General features: G+C 50.6%; 16 protein-coding genes. 3 read left to right on the top strand and 13 right to left on the bottom strand.

What is annotated here, in order from left to right; genetic code table 11:
• Positions 1–522: 522 nt before the first annotated feature.
• The 10 genes from nth to blr all read right to left on the bottom strand — a co-directional run bounded on the left by nth (position 523) and on the right by blr (position 8035).
• Positions 523–1158 (bottom strand): endonuclease III, encoded by a 636-nt coding sequence (nth, locus tag A7Z29_RS02565; protein WP_001030339.1) that lies wholly within the window; start codon positions 1156–1158, stop codon positions 523–525.
• The gene (gene rsxE, locus A7Z29_RS02570; protein WP_001289640.1) at positions 1158–1853 is read right to left on the bottom strand and encodes an electron transport complex subunit RsxE; all 696 of its coding nucleotides are present in this window, start codon (positions 1851–1853) and stop codon (positions 1158–1160) included. The genes nth and rsxE overlap by 1 nt, the downstream gene beginning before the upstream one ends.
• Positions 1854–1856: 3 nt before the next feature.
• The gene (rsxG, locus tag A7Z29_RS02575) at positions 1857–2477 is read right to left on the bottom strand and encodes an electron transport complex subunit RsxG (RefSeq protein WP_000920784.1); all 621 of its coding nucleotides are present in this window, start codon (positions 2475–2477) and stop codon (positions 1857–1859) included.
• A gap of 3 nt (positions 2478–2480) precedes the next feature.
• Positions 2481–3539, bottom strand: a complete 1059-nt coding sequence (rsxD, locus tag A7Z29_RS02580) for an electron transport complex subunit RsxD (RefSeq protein WP_032225245.1) — start codon at positions 3537–3539, stop codon at positions 2481–2483.
• Positions 3540–5666 carry an electron transport complex subunit RsxC gene (gene rsxC / locus A7Z29_RS02585; RefSeq protein WP_105289740.1) on the bottom strand — a complete coding sequence of 709 codons (2127 nt, stop codon included), beginning with the start codon at positions 5664–5666 and terminating at the stop codon, positions 3540–3542. It abuts the gene before it with no gap.
• Positions 5659–6237 (bottom strand): electron transport complex subunit RsxB, encoded by a 579-nt coding sequence (gene rsxB / locus A7Z29_RS02590; protein ID WP_000991800.1) that lies wholly within the window; start codon positions 6235–6237, stop codon positions 5659–5661. The genes rsxC and rsxB overlap by 8 nt, the downstream gene beginning before the upstream one ends.
• A complete protein-coding gene (rsxA, locus tag A7Z29_RS02595) occupies positions 6237–6818 on the bottom strand; it encodes an electron transport complex subunit RsxA (protein WP_000133182.1) in 582 nt (193 codons plus the stop codon). Before rsxA ends, rsxB begins: the two co-directional genes overlap by 1 nt.
• Positions 6819–6894: 76 nt before the next feature.
• Positions 6895–7335 carry a DUF2569 domain-containing protein gene (locus A7Z29_RS02600; RefSeq protein ID WP_105289741.1) on the bottom strand — a complete coding sequence of 147 codons (441 nt, stop codon included), beginning with the start codon at positions 7333–7335 and terminating at the stop codon, positions 6895–6897.
• An 86-nt stretch (positions 7336–7421) separates the two neighbouring features.
• Positions 7422–7637 (bottom strand): transcription modulator YdgT, encoded by a 216-nt coding sequence (ydgT, locus tag A7Z29_RS02605; protein WP_000126621.1) that lies wholly within the window; start codon positions 7635–7637, stop codon positions 7422–7424.
• Between the two features lie 272 nt (positions 7638–7909).
• Positions 7910–8035, bottom strand: coding sequence for a division septum protein Blr (blr, locus tag A7Z29_RS02615; RefSeq protein WP_032155957.1), 126 nt, complete (start codon positions 8033–8035; stop codon positions 7910–7912).
• 237 nt (positions 8036–8272) lie between these two features.
• Between blr and A7Z29_RS02620 the strand changes: the two genes are divergently transcribed.
• A complete protein-coding gene (locus tag A7Z29_RS02620) occupies positions 8273–9313 on the top strand; it encodes an oxidoreductase (protein WP_001282509.1) in 1041 nt (346 codons plus the stop codon).
• 67 nt (positions 9314–9380) lie between these two features.
• Here A7Z29_RS02620 and add read toward each other — a convergent pair whose 3' ends face one another.
• The 3 genes from add to malX all read right to left on the bottom strand — a co-directional run bounded on the left by add (position 9381) and on the right by malX (position 13240).
• Positions 9381–10382, bottom strand: coding sequence for an adenosine deaminase (gene add, locus A7Z29_RS02625; RefSeq protein ID WP_105289742.1), 1002 nt, complete (start codon positions 10380–10382; stop codon positions 9381–9383).
• An 83-nt stretch (positions 10383–10465) separates the two neighbouring features.
• Positions 10466–11638 carry a bifunctional maltose regulon transcriptional repressor/cystathionine beta-lyase MalY gene (gene malY / locus A7Z29_RS02630; protein ID WP_105289743.1) on the bottom strand — a complete coding sequence of 391 codons (1173 nt, stop codon included), beginning with the start codon at positions 11636–11638 and terminating at the stop codon, positions 10466–10468.
• Between the two features lie 9 nt (positions 11639–11647).
• Positions 11648–13240: a PTS maltose transporter subunit IICB gene (malX, locus tag A7Z29_RS02635; protein WP_105289744.1), complete on the bottom strand. Its 1593-nt coding sequence runs from the start codon at positions 13238–13240 to the stop codon at positions 11648–11650.
• 175 nt (positions 13241–13415) lie between these two features.
• Here malX and malI point away from each other — a divergent pair, with 175 nt between their 5' ends.
• Positions 13416–14444, top strand: a complete 1029-nt coding sequence (gene malI / locus A7Z29_RS02640; protein ID WP_000179525.1) for a mal regulon transcriptional regulator MalI — start codon at positions 13416–13418, stop codon at positions 14442–14444.
• A gap of 111 nt (positions 14445–14555) precedes the next feature.
• A complete protein-coding gene (gene hdhA / locus A7Z29_RS02645; protein ID WP_000483367.1) occupies positions 14556–15323 on the top strand; it encodes a 7-alpha-hydroxysteroid dehydrogenase in 768 nt (255 codons plus the stop codon).
• Positions 15324–15346 lie beyond the last annotated feature (23 nt).

The following is a 15346-nucleotide window of genomic DNA, read 5'->3' on the forward strand; positions in this document are numbered from 1 at the left end:
GGGGAAACGGCAGGTAATGTTCACTATCTTGCACTTTCAGACAAGTCCTTTGTAATAATCTGTTACATATAACTGACGTGGAGAATTCATCGGCTCCGGGAAATGTTATCCAGCGTTAAATTTTTCAAAAAACGTAAAGGCAGATTTTTTCACTACTGAGACAGGGTAATAATTCCAGTTTGGCGATATGTTCTGCTATAAGGTGTTTTATGTAGTGGGATAGTCCATTATCTGAAAAATAGCCAGTGTAATGTTTTGTAGGTTTCAGGACGGATTGAATCAATGCTTTGTCAAATTTAACTTTTAAAATGCATTCTTTTTACATTTCAGTATCAGTGTGATCTTGATCACGAATAGATAGAAAATTTCGCTATTAAAAAAACAATTAACCTGCATTTTTGGTTATTCACAAACGGATTGCCTGATGATGCCGCAGCGAGGCGGCATCATTAACGTTAGAGGGATGTTTTTGAAGAAGATAAGGAAAGGTAATGGATGGGTAGACGCCACCATCTATTTGTGTCAGATGTCAACTTTCTCTTTGTATTCACAAAGATCTTCAATAATGCAGGAGCCACAGCGCGGCTTGCGGGCAATGCAGGTATAACGCCCATGAAGGATTAACCAGTGGTGGCAATCGACTTTAAATTCTGCCGGAACCACTTTCAGCAATTTTTCCTCAACCTGCTCGACATTTTTTCCTGGCGCAAATTGGGTGCGGTTGCAGACCCGGAAAATGTGGGTATCTACAGCGATGGTCGGCCAACCGAAAGCGGTATTCAACACCACGTTAGCTGTTTTACGTCCAACGCCGGGTAAGGCCTCCAGCGCCGCGCGATCTTCCGGAACTTCGCCATTATGCTGTTCCAGTAAGATACGGCAGGTCTTAATGATATTTTCCGCTTTGCTGTTATATAACCCAATAGTTTTGATATACGTTTTTACGCCTTCAACACCCAGTTCGAGCATTGCCGCAGGCGTATTAGCCACCGGGTAGAGCTTCGCCGTCGCCTTATTAACGCTGACATCGGTGGCCTGAGCGGAAAGCAGTACGGCAATCAGCAATTCAAAAGGCGAACTGAAATTAAGCTCGGTTGTGGGGTGAGGATTGTTCTCACGCAGACGTGTGAGGATCTCCAGGCGTTTTGCTTTGTTCATCAGACATTCCCTGTTTCACCGTTCGGCAAGCCGCGTTCGGCGATTGCTTCAGCGCGGCGCTTTTTCATTTTTTCATCAATCAGATATTTCACTGCCAGCATCAGTCCCAGACCAATAAATGCGCCTGGTGGTAACATTGCCAGCAGGAAAGGGGAATCAGTGTGGAAGATCTCCACCCGCAATACTTTTGCCCAGTTACCCAACAGCGCATCGGCACCGTCAAACAACGTTCCGTTGCCGATGATTTCGCGTAGTGAACCCAGCACAAACATTGCGCAGGTTGCGCCCATGCCTATCGAAAAACCATCAAGAGCCGAAAGCGCCGGACCTTTTTTGGCGGCGAAGGCTTCAGCGCGACCCACAACGATACAGTTAGTGACAATCAGTGGAATAAAAATCCCTAACGATTGATACAGGCCGAAGGCGTAGGCGTTGATCAGCATCTGTACGGCGCTGACCACCGAGGCGATGATCATGACGTAAATGGGGATACGGATCTCAGCTGGCGTCCAGTGACGCAGCGTCGAGATAGTCAGGTTGGTAAGCGTCAGCACCAGTGTCGTCGCAAGCCCTAAACCCAGAGCGTTGGTGGCAGTGGACGTGACCGCCAGCAGTGGGCAGAGGCCAAGCAACTGAACCAGTGCGGAGTTGTTCTTCCATAACCCCTGAACAATAACATCTTTAATTTCGCTCACGGTTTATTCTCCACAGGCAGGAAGTTGAGAAAGTTGTGCCGGTAACGTCTGAGCGTACAATCCGGCGCGTTTTACCGCATTCACCACCGCGCGAGGCGTAATAGTCGCCCCAGTAAACTGGTCAAAATCACCGCCATCTTTCTTCACCGCCCAGTGCGCGTCGTCAGCACCGCTGATTTTTTTACCCGCAAAATGGGTGATCCAGTCTGAAAGGCGCAGTTCGATTTTATCGCCAAGCCCTGGCGTTTCGTGATGTTCTGTCACGCGAGTGCCAAGTACCGTGCCGTTAAAGTCGGCTCCGACCAGTAGCTGAATCGCACCGGAATAGCCATCCGGCGCGGTCGCTTCCAGAACGGCGGCTACCGGCTTGTCATCCTGTTTAGCGATGTAAACCCGATGCTCACCTTTACCTAACTCTGGTGCCGTCACCAGGTAGCAACTCTGCGCCAGCGCATTGTTATAGCGTTCGGCTGGCAACACCTGATCAAATAACGCCTTTTGTTGCAGGCTGGCCTGTTCAGCAATCGTCGTTTTGGTCATCTGGTTGATGGCCGCCGTTAAACCTGTTGAACCCGCAGCAAACAGCGCCAGTGTAATACCGTGTTTTCGGATAGTTTTCAGCATGGTTTATCCTTTGCGATGGCCGTAGACGCGCGGACGCGTGTAGTAATCGATCAGAGGAACCGTGATGTTCGCCAGCAAGACAGCAAAAGCCACGCCGTCAGGATAGCCGCCGAAACTGCGGATCAACCAGACTAATAAGCCCGCCAGTGCACCGAAAATCAGACGACCACGATTGGTCGTAGAAGCGGTCACCGGATCGGTCAGAATAAAGAATGCGCCGAGCATGGTCGCGCCAGACAGCAGGTGAATTTGCGGTGATGCCAGTGTTTCTGGTGAGAACAACCAGCCCAACGTTGCGCATAACGCCAGCGTTACTAAGAAGCTGACCGGAATATGCCAGCGAATCGCTTTCTGCCATAGCAACCACACGCCGCCAATCAGCCAGGTGAGGTTTACCCATTGCCAACCAGCACCCGCCAGAATACCGCTGTAGATCGGATACTGCATAATCTGCTCAACCGAATGACCGGCGCGGACAGAAGTTTTGAACGTATCCAGTGGCGTTGCCTGGCTAATGCCATCAATACCTAAGCGTAGCGTGTTCATATCACCGCCGCTGGCAGTATGACCGCTGAAGATAACCTGTATGGCGTCGATGAAGCCAGGGATGTTGACCGCAATTTCATGCGGTGGCAGCCAGCTGGTCATCTGCACCGGGAAGGAGATCAGTAAGACCACATAGCCAATCATCGCCGGGTTAAACGGGTTTTGCCCCAGACCTCCGTACAACTGTTTAGCGATGATCACCGCAAACACCGTACCCAGCACGACCATCCACCATGGTGCGAGGGGCGGAATACTTACGGCGAGTAACAGCCCTGTTAAAAGCGCCGAATTATCTTTTAAGGTTGTGGAAACAGGCTGTTTGCGCAGTTTCAGCACAAGAGCTTCGGCTAAAAGTGCACTGACCGACGCCAGGAGGATCTGAACGAGAGTACCCCAGCCAAAAAACCAAAGTTGCGCAGCGATTCCGGGCACGGCTGCGATCAGTACCAGCAACATAATGCGCGATGTCTGGCGCTGGTTATGGGTATAAGGGGAGCTAGCTATTCTGAATACCATTTAGTCCTCGTTTACAACCTTTTGCTGAGCGGCTTTTTTGGCCTGAACGCGGGCGATAGCCGCAGCAACTGCCGCTTTGCGCGGGTCAACCTGTTCTTCTGGTTCTGCGTTTGTCTGCTGCTGCTCCAGCTTGCGTGCTTTGGCACGGGCGATAGCAGCTTCGACAGCGGCTTTGCGCGGGTCAACCTGTTCTTCTGGTTCTGCGTTTGTCTGCTGCTGCTCCAGCTTGCGTGCTTTGGCGCGGGCGATAGCAGCTTCAACGGCGGCTTTGCGCGGGTCAACCTGTTCTTCTGGTTTTGCGTTTGCCTGCTGCTGCTCCAGCTTGCGTGCTTTAGCGCGGGCGATAGCGGCTTCGACGGCGGCTTTGCGCGGGTCAACCTGTTCCTGCGGCAATTCGTTAGCAGGTTGTTGTTCCAGCTTGCGTGCTTTAGCTCGAGCAATTGCGGCTTCTACTGCCGCTTTACGTGGATCAGCAACGGTTGCGGTGTCGTTAGTTTGCTGCAATTCTGCCTGTTTTGCTCTGGCTTGTGCTTTACGGGCTTCCCGTGCCGCAATAATCGCGCTGTTATCCGGGCGTTCACCCGCTTTAATCACAATCGGTTGCGTGGCCTGAGTTTGTTTTTCTTTCACACGTGCCAGTGCGGCAGCAATCGCATCTTTGTCTTTGGCTGCCGGTTGGACTGCTGCGCTCTTATGTCGTTCAAGACGCGCCGCTTTTTCGCGTTCCAGGCGTGCCTGACGAGCTTCAAAACGCGCTTTAGCTTCTGCGGCGCGTTTCTCTTCCTGACGAATGGCGGCAATCTCGGCTTTTTCCTGACGGAAATATTGCACCAGGGGAATATTACTCGGGCAAACCCACGCGCAGGCACCGCATTCAATGCAGTCGGCAATGTTATGCGTGGTGGCTTTGTCGTGCTGTTGACCTTTGCTGAACCAGTACAACTGCTGCGGCAAAAGATCCGCAGGGCAGGCATCGGCACAGGCGCTACAGCGGATGCAGCTTTGTTCTTCCTGCGGTTCGCCCAGTTCACTGGCGGACGGAGCTAACAGGCAGTTGGTGATTTTAACTACCGGTACATCCAGCCACGGTAAGGTAAAGCCCATCAGTGGGCCGCCCATTATCACCATTTGATCGGCAGAAGGGCAGAATCCGGCATCGTTCAATAAATGACGCACCGGCGTACCCAGACGCGCCCAGACGTTGCCTGGACGTGCAATCGCTTCTCCGGTCAGCGTCACCACGCGCTCGGTAATCGGTTCACCATCGATTACTGCGCGTTTTACTGCGTAAGCCGTGCCAACGTTTTGCATTAACACGCCGATATCCGACGAGCGACCGCCGTGCGGCACTTGTTTCCCGGTCAGGATGTACGTTAACTGTTTGGCGCCGCCGGAAGGATATTTGGTTGGAATCACCCGCAGAGAAATATCGTGGGAGTCCGCCAGCACCGCGCGAAGCATGGAAATCGCCTGCGGTTTGTTATCTTCAATACCGATAAGAATTTCGCGCGGCTGTAAGATATGCGCAAGAATGCGAATGCCTTCCACCACCTGAGCTGCGCAATCCTGCATCAGACGGTCATCGGCGGTAATATACGGTTCGCACTCGGCTGCATTAATAATCAAGGTTTCGATTTTATCGCCGCCGCCCTGCAATTTAACGCCTGTCGGGAAGCCCGCACCACCCAGCCCTGCGACGCCAAACTGATGAATGCGTTCAATTAATTCTTCCCGACTGCGTGAGCGGTAATCGATCCAGCCGTCACGTGGGAACCAGCAATCTTCACCATCGGCATCAATAATCACGCTTAATTCAGCTAAGGCTGAAGGATGAGCCGTAGAATGGGGCGCAATAGCCGTAACAATGCCAGACGTTGGCGCGTGAACTGGCAGCATTTTACCGCGACCACGGGTAAGCGGCTGGCCGCGCAATACTTTATCGCCGACGCTAACGCACAGCTCACCTTCAGCGCCAATATGCTGTTTCAGTGGAATGACAAAACGCTGCGCCAGTGGAACCTGGCGCAGGGGAGTACCGTTGGACTGGGTTTTCATCTCCGGTGGATGGATGCCGCCGTTGAAATCCCAGATTTTATTTTTTTTGAATGCAGAGAATAACTTAAGCATGGTGTTCCACGGGAATAATGCGCACGGGAATGGTGTTCAGATCCCATTTCCAGGAGTCAGGCGTTTCTGCGACCGGTTGCAACGAGATGCAGTGCGTCGGGCACGGGTCAACGCATAAATTGCAGCCCGTACAGAGCTCACTCATTACCGTATGCATGGCACGGGTAGCGCCAACGATGGCGTCTACCGGACACGCCTGAATGCACTTGGTGCAGCCAATACAGTTATTTTCATCAATAACCGCCACCATCCGCGCAGGCGTCAACTCTTGCGCATCGCCATCCAGCGGCTGCGGCTCGACATTAAGCAGTTCGGCAATTTTTAGCATTACAGCTTCGCCGCCAGGGGCGCAGCGGTTGATTTTTTCACCATTGCAGCTGATGGCTTCGGCATAGGGGCGACAGCCAGGATAACCGCACTGCCCACACTGGCTCTGCGGTAAGATTTCGTCAATTTTCTCAACGACCGGATCGTCTTCCACCGCAAAACGGCGGGAGGCATAACCCAGAATGGCGCCAAACGCCAGACCCAGCAGGCTCACGGCGGCAACGGCAATCCAGATAGCATTCATTACAACTTCACCAAACCACTAAAGCCCATAAAGGCCAGAGACATAAGACCTGCGGTAATGAGAGCAATGGCATTACCGCGAAAAGGTGCCGGGACATTAGCCACAGCAAGGCGTTCGCGAATGGCGGCGAAAAGCACCATCACCAGCGAGAAGCCGACAGCAGCAGAAAAACCGTACAGTGCCGACTGCAAGAAATTGTGTCCGAGATTGATATTCAGCAATGCCACGCCGAGCACCGCACAGTTGGTGGTGATAAGCGGTAGAAAAATCCCCAGCAGTCGGTAAAGCACCGGGCTGGTTTTACGTACCACCATCTCGGTGAACTGCACGACTACAGCAATCACCAGAATAAAGGCCAGGGTGCGCAGGTAAATCAGATCGAGCGGGATCAAAATCCACGTGTCGATAAGCCAGGCGCAAATAGACGCCAGCGTCATCACAAATGTTGTTGCCAGCCCCATGCCCATTGCGGTTTCCAGCTTTTTGGAAACGCCCATAAACGGGCAAAGCCCCAGAAACTTGACCAGTACAAAGTTATTGACCAGTACAGTTCCGACAAACAGTAACAGGTAGTCAGTCATTTTTCGGCCTGAAATAAAAAAGCCGCCTATTATCCGTTAATCCAGAGCAGGCGACAACAGGTTAACTGTAAGGTTATTACGGATTCACAAACGTCGCTTTCACCCGCGACGAGCGTTTGAAATAGGGGACGATCAATGCGGTTGCCAGCAAAGTAAACAGCAACTGGCGAACGGCGACACCATCTTCAACTGGCGAAAACGCAAAGGCTTTAACCGCCAGTAATACGGAAATCAGTAACCAGATAATATAGTGTTTAGGAACACAACGCCGGCGTTTAAAGAACGCGATAGTTAACCACAAGGTGTAATACCACATGGCAATAGCGGTAATAAACGAAACGCCCCATAAGATTTGCGTCGTCAGTGTTTGTTCGCCGAGCGTTTTAAATGTTTGAGGAGAGGATAACGCTGCATAGTACAGCAACAACGCCAGCGTCGTACTCAATAGGGCGACTAACAGCCAGGCCAATGGCCCAAGCAACCAGCCTCCAATACGTTGTGGCGTTGTGGTGATCATACGTTCTCCAGAATAGCGACAGCAAACAGGCAAATCTAATTTTAGGGGCGTTATTATAAGGCTTTTATAACCAATCGCTACTTTCTTTATTGAACATAGTGCCAGACGGACTTTGGAACCTGGCCAAGGTCAAACAATCGACCGCCAGAGACCAGTTCAGCACGGCGGTGATCGGCTGCGCGATACATATTGATAATATCCTGATCGTCCGTCAGGGTGTAATTAAGGTGGTCGTAGAGTTTTTCCAGACTTTCGAGAGAATTGATTTTACGAAACTTTAATAAGTATTCCTGAGCAGTCATAAAAGATCCATAAAATAACTAATACCAAAGTGGTAGGTATTATATGTTATGATAAAATTTCACCAGCGGTGAACGCTTTTGCAATAACAATAATAAGAATGTGCTGATGGCAAATATTCAGGGATGAAATACTGCTAATAAAAGAGTAACGCGCTTTACTATTCCTGACAATCGTCAACTCCATCGAGCAAGATAATAAATTCCTGGTTTAAATACCTGTCAAGTTAAAACATGCACCCGAATGGCTGCATGTTGTCTTGCAAACGCAGAGATTACTTGTGTTGCACCTGGGTACTCTGTTCTGGCGGCTGGTAGTTGTCAATGTGACTCGCCACGCCAAGAAGAATGACTGAAACAACAAGAACGATCCAACCTGTTAATTCAATAAGACGATTCATTACTGCCCACATCTATGTTGATCCATTAACTAAGGCCGTAAATGTTACTTAGCAATAATTGCGCCAGCAAGATTTTTACTGATGTTTTTGCGATATTTATCTTTTTCCTTCGGAAAATTAGCTATTTTTTTGACTTAAGTTAAATAACATCCCTTATTGCTGGCAGGTTATTAAACTGTTGAGAGAGGGTAAAGGATAGTGTCAAATAGCAATCATACTTCAATGAGAGGCAATGACATGAGCGACAACATCCGTGTTGGGTTGATTGGGTACGGTTATGCGAGTAAAACCTTCCATGCGCCCCTGATTGCGGGCACGCCCGGGCTGGAGCTGGCAGTTATCTCCAGCAGTGACGAAACAAAAGTAAAGGCCGACTGGCCAACGGTTACGGTTGTCTCTGAACCGAAGCATCTCTTTAATGATCCCAATATTGACCTGATTGTCATTCCTACGCCCAACGATACTCATTTTCCGTTAGCAAAAGCGGCGCTGGAAGCGGGTAAACACGTAGTCGTTGATAAGCCCTTTACCGTGACACTGTCACAAGCGCGAGAACTGGATGCGCTGGCAAAAAGCCTTGGACGCGTGTTGTCCGTGTTTCATAACCGTCGCTGGGACAGTGATTTTCTGACGCTGAAAGGATTACTTGCGGAAGGTGTGCTGGGTGAGGTTGCTTACTTTGAGTCACATTTTGATCGTTTCCGTCCGCAGGTACGCGATCGCTGGCGTGAACAGGGCGGTCCTGGCAGCGGTATCTGGTACGATCTGGCACCGCATCTGCTCGATCAGGCCATTACGTTGTTTGGCTTACCTGTCAGCATGACCGTGGATTTAGCACAGTTACGTCCAGGAGCGCAGTCGACCGATTATTTCCACGCCATTTTGTCCTATCCACAACGGCGGGTTATTTTACACGGCACTATGCTGGCGGCGGCAGAGTCGGCGCGTTATATCGTTCATGGCTCTCGCGGCAGCTATATTAAATATGGCCTCGATCCACAGGAAGAACGCTTGAAAAATGGCGAGCGTCTGCCACAAGAGGATTGGGGCTACGATATGCGTGACGGCGTACTTACCCGCGTTGAAGGTGAAGAACGTGTCGAAGAAACACTGCTGACGGTGCCGGGAAATTATCCGGCTTACTATGCTGCTATTCGAGATGCGTTGAATGGCGATGGAGAAAATCCGGTTCCGGCAAGTCAGGCAATCCAGGTGATGGAGCTGATTGAGCTGGGCATTGAATCCGCCAAACATCGCGCGACGCTGTGTCTGGCGTAAATAATGTAGACATTCTTGATGAGTTTAATGCCTGATACGACGCTTACGCGTCTTATCAGGCATGTTCTTATTTCCCCGCTACTTTTTCTTTCAGTGCGCGTTTTTCCTCTGCACTGAGGAAAGCCATTTCCAGACCATTAATCTGCGCCTGGCGGATTTGCTCGCGGGATAACCCAGCAGCCGGCGCGGCAACGGTATATTCGTGAATGATATCCACGCCCTGTACGCCTGGATCGTCAGTGTTAATGCTGGCACAAATACCATGCTCAAGGAACGTTTTCAGCGGATGTGCCGCCAGAGACGCTACGGTGCTGGTCTGAATATTTGAGGTCAGACAAGATTCAATACCAATTTGCTGTTCAGCGAGGAAATCCATCAGCGCCCGATCTTCAATGGCTTTTACGCCATGTCCAATACGCTGCGCCCCCAGTTCACGAATAGCCTGCCAGATGCTTTCTGGCCCGGCGGCTTCGCCCGCATGGACAGTAATATGCCAGCCTGCATCACGCGCGCGATTGAAGTGAGAAAGGAACAGACTCCCCGGGAAACCAAGCTCATCACCGGCTAAATCCAGTGCGGTAATCTGATCGCGATGAGCTAAAAATGCTTCCAGCTCTTGCTGACAGGCGGCTTCGCCAAAGGTTCGGCTCATAATTCCGATAAGTTTCGCCTGCACGCCAAAGGTGCGGCAACCTTCACGTACGCCATCAATGACTGCTTCAACGACGCCTACGACAGGCAACTGATGCGCCATCGCCATATAACCCGGCGAAAAACGCAGTTCAACATAGTGCAGGCCATTACGGGCAGCATCTTCTATATTTTCAAACGCCACGCGACGGCAGGCGTCGAGCGTGGCAAGAACTTTAACGCCCCAGTCAAGTTTGGTCAGAAAGCTAACCAGATCGGGTTCGTTGGCGATGACCTGAACGTGAGGGATCAACGTGTCCAGGGACTGTGCAGGAAGCGAGATATTATACTGGCGGCCAAGTTCAAGAATGGTCTGGGGACGAATGTTGCCATCAAGGTGGCGATGGATATCGGTTAATGGCAGGGTGGTATCAATCATGGTCGCACTCTTTTTCTGTATATAAAAGTGCGCACCATTATAAAAACAAAACTGGGTAAAAATCTACGATTGCGCAATCGTAATCAGCGTACAGTTCGGATGGCGTTAATCAAACCGGCAATACCTTTTTCCAGTTTTGAACGCGGGCATCCGGCATTGAGACGAACAAAGCCACGACCCTCTTCACCGTAGGTATATCCCGGCATGATCGCTACTTTTTCTTGCTCAATCAGGGCTTTTTGCAATGCGTTGTCGTCGATATTCAACGGACGTAGATCAAGCCAGGCCAGATAAGTGGATTGTGGGAGCTGCCAGTTGAGTTCCGGGAACGCTGCATTCATCGTATTTGCGATATATGTCAGATTGTCTTGCAGATAGACACGTAAGGCATCCAGCCACGGCGCGCCTTGTTGATAGGCGGCAATATGGGCGGTAAGCGCCAGTACGGCTGGTGAGGACAATCCATCACGACCTTTCAGTGCCGATAAATACGTCTCGCGACTATCGCTATTTTCAATGATGCCGTAGGCTCCGGTCAGAGCGGGTATGTTGAAGCTTTTTGAGCCAGAGGTCAGCAGCGCCCAGTTTCCGCGCGCCACGTTACTCCAGGGAATATGCGGTTGCTCGCCCCATACCATATCCATATGGATTTCATCGGAGATAACACGCACATCATGCCGCTCGCACAGGTCTGCCATTATCTCCAGTTCGTCATAACTCCAGACCTTACCGGTGGGGTTCTGTGGGCTACACAGGAGCATAATTTTACACTCCGGTTTTGCCAACACCGCTTCCAGTTTGGTCATATCGCAAAACCAGCCGTCTGCTCGTTTCTCTAAAGCAACGGGCATCACGGTGCGCTGATTACCTTCGATGGCTTTGTAAAATGCGTCGTAAGCTGGGGTATGGATCACTACACCTTCACCGACAGCAGACCACTGGCGAATCAATTCCGACACCATATAGATAACAGAAGGACCATAAACCACCGACTGCGTATCAATGGCGGTGTTATGCTGGGTGGAGAACCAGTGGGCAATAGCCGCGAGAAACTCATCGTTTTTCCAGCGGCTGTAGCCAAATACACCGTGCATCAGACGTTGATTAAGCGCCTCGATAATGCAGGGGGCGGTGGCAAAATCCATGTCTGAAATCGTGAACGGTAACAGGTCAGCAGTGCCGAAACGGTCAGCGACATAGTCCCACTGTGTACACCATGTCCCATGACGATCCACGACCTTTGAAAAATCGAACATATTTTATCCTTATGCCTGAACAGTACGCATCAGACCAGCCATTTCGTCTTTTACTGACTGAACTTGCGGCCCGATAACAACCTGCAGGTTATGTTGATTAAGTTGTACTACGCCAATTGCCCGATTGTCCTTTAGCGCCTGCACATTAACAAGCGACATATCTTTCACAGACAAACGCAGACGGGTAATGCAGTTATCCAGGTTGACAATATTGTCGGCACCGCCTAAGGCTTCGAGGATTGCCGGAACGTTGTAACCCGATTTACCCGGCGCACCGGTAACGGCTTTTTCGATTGAGCTGGCGATTTCACTGTCGCGACCCGGTGTTTTCAGATTGAAGCGGGTGATAGCGAAACGGAAGATGACGTAGTAAACGACAAACCAGATTGCCGCCACCACTGGCACCATGTACCACTTAGTCGACAGGCCATGCAAAATACCGAACACCACAAAATCGATGATATTGCCATCGGTATTACCGATGGTGACGCCGAGCACAGACATGACGGTGAAGCCGAGGCCGGTTAACAGCGCGTGGATGACGTAGAGAACTGGCGCTACGAACAGGAACAAGAACTCCAGCGGTTCGGTGGTGCCGCCAACAACACAGGCGATCAGGCCAGAAATCAGTAGGCCTTTAATTTTATGACGGTTTTCCGGGCGAGCACAGTGATACATGGCTAATGCAGCACCTGGCAGACCGCCGAGGAACGCAGGCATTTTACCTTGGGAGAGGAAACGCGTGGCGCTTTCAGAGAAACCGTGAGTGGTCGGGCAGCTTAATTGCGCCTGGAAGATGGTGAGTGCGCCGCTGACGGTTTGTCCACAGACTTCCTGCGTGCCGCCCGCGTCAGTAAAGCGAATTAATGCCACCAGAATGTGATGCAGACCAAACGGCAATAGCAGACGTTCACCCGTACCAAACAGCATAGGTCCGAAATCACCCGCGCTGTTGATCATATGACCTAAGCCGCTAATACCCATGGCAAAAATCGGCCAGACTAATGGAATCACCAGACCGACAAGCCCCATCACCAGCGAGGAGATAATTGGCACGAAGCGCGTACCGCCGAAGAATGCCAGCGCATCCGGCAGGCGGATATTATGAAAACGCTCATGCAGCATCCAGACGATAATACCGGCGATCACCGCACCGAGGATCCCGGTGTCGATCGACTGGATCCCAAGAATGCTCTGGATGTTATTGGCTTTCAGAACAGCTGCATCGGTGGTTGGCAGAATGCCTTTATTGGTCAACCAGAAGTTAACCGCCAGGTTCATTACCGTATAACCCACGAAACCAGCGAACGCCGCTACGCCTTTGTTCTCGCGCGCCAGCCCTAGCGGGATCGCAATACAGAACATCACCGGCAGAAAGCTAAAAGCGAACGAGCCAATTTTACTCATCCAGGTAAATATAGCCTGCAACACGGGGTTACCCAATGCCGGGATGAGGGTGATGACATCATGGCTACTAAGGGAACTACCAATCCCTAACATAATGCCGCAGAACGACAGTAATGCGACGGGTAACATAAAGGTTTTGCCTAACTGCTGGAAAAATTCCCACAGCGTGACTTTCGGTGCTGTTTTCGCCGTCATAAAACGACTCCTTGTTAAGAACAGTCTGGATTCAATAAATTGCGCGAGAAGATAAAACGTTTTATCAAACTTTAGTGAGGCATAAATCACATTACGCGACGATAATAGCGGGTATAAGATAAATTAAAGGTAAAACGTTTTATCTGTCACAAAAATCAGGGAGTAGGTCATCTGTATGGCTACCGCCAAAAAAATCACCATTCATGATGTTGCGCTGGCTGCGGGCGTGTCGGTCAGTACCGTTTCGCTGGTACTTAGCGGGAAAGGACGAATATCTACCGCTACGGGGGAACGGGTTAACGCAGCGATTGAAGAGCTGGGATTTGTGCGCAATCGCCAGGCGTCGGCACTGCGCGGCGGGCAAAGCGGCGTCATTGGTTTGATCGTCCGTGATTTATCTACGTCATTTTACGCTGAATTAACGGCCGGATTGACGGAAGCTCTGGAGGCGCAGGGGCGGATGGTTTTTTTGCTTCACGGCGGTAAAGACGGCGAGCAGTTGGCACAGCGGTTCTCACTGTTGCTCAACCAGGGCGTCGATGGTGTAGTGATTGCCGGTGCGGCGGGAAGCAGCGATGGCCTGCGGCGGATGGCAGAAGAAAAAGGTATCCCGGTGATTTTCGCTTCCCGTGCCAGTTATCTTGATGATGTCGATACTGTTCGCCCGGACAACATGCAGGCTGCGCAGTTATTGACGGAGCATCTCATTCGCAATGGACATCAGCGTATCGCCTGGTTGGGAGGGCAAAGTTCCTCATTAACCCGCGCGGAGCGGGTGGGGGGATATTGCGCGACATTATTAAAATTTGGCCTGCCGTTTCACAGCGATTGGGTACTGGAGTGCACTTCCAGCCAGAAACAAGCTGCGGAAGCTATCACAGCACTTTTGCGCCGTAACCCGACTATCAGCGCCGTGGTTTGCTATAACGAAACTATTGCGATGGGGGCATGGTTTGGTTTGCTGAAAGCAGGGCGGCAAAGCGGGGAGAGCGGAGTCGATCGTTACTTTGAGCAACAGGTTTCGCTGGCGGCATTTACCGATGCGACGCAAACCACACTTGATGACATACCCGTTACCTGGGCAAGTACACCTGCGCGGGAACTTGGTACAACACTTGCAGATCGCATGATGCAAAAAATCACCCATGAAGAGACGCATTCACGTAATCTTATTATCCCCGCCCGGCTCATTGCGGCGAAATAATCCTCTCTTTATCTGCTATACCTGGTAGTGTCCTTTCCTCAAGGTTAATGATAAAAAATGTGGCACACAGGCGGTGCCTTTTATTTTTACTGAAGTTCACAGGAGGTTTATGTGTTTAATTCTGACAACCTGAGACTCGACGGAAAATGTGCCATCATCACCGGTGCGGGTGCAGGTATTGGTAAAGAAATCGCCATTACATTCGCGACAGCAGGTGCATCTGTAGTTGTCAGCGATATTAACGCCGATGCAGCTAATCATGTTGTAGATGAAATTCAACAACTGGGTGGTCAGGCATTTGCGTGGCGCTGTGATATTACGTCCGAACAGGAATTATCCGCTCTGGCAGACTTTGCCATCAGTAAACTGGGTAAAGTTGATATTCTGGTTAACAACGCCGGTGGCGGTGGTCCTAAGCCATTTGATATGCCAATGGCGGATTTTCGCCGCGCTTATGAACTGAATGTCTTTTCTTTTTTCCATCTTTCACAACTCATTGCGCCAGAAATGGAAAAAAATGGCGGTGGCGTTATTCTGACTATCACTTCCATGGCGGCAGAAAATAAAAATAAAAACATGACCTCGTATGCGTCATCTAAAGCTGCGGCCAGTCATCTGGTCAGGAATATGGCGTTTGACCTGGGTGAAAAAAATATTCGGGTGAATGGTATTGCGCCGGGAGCAATATTAACGGATGCCCTCAAATCCGTTATTACACCAGAAATCGAACAAAAAATGTTGCAACACACGCCAATCAGACGTCTGGGCCAACCGCAAGATATTGCTAATGCGGCGTTGTTCTTGTGTTCACCCGCAGCCGGCTGGATAAGTGGACAAATTCTCACTGTCTCTGGCGGTGGGGTACAGGAACTCAATTAATTCAAATAAACCAGAAAACAACG

This window comes from Escherichia sp. MOD1-EC6842, assembly GCF_002965705.1.
GTDB classification, from domain to species: Bacteria; Pseudomonadota; Gammaproteobacteria; order Enterobacterales; family Enterobacteriaceae; genus Escherichia; species Escherichia ruysiae.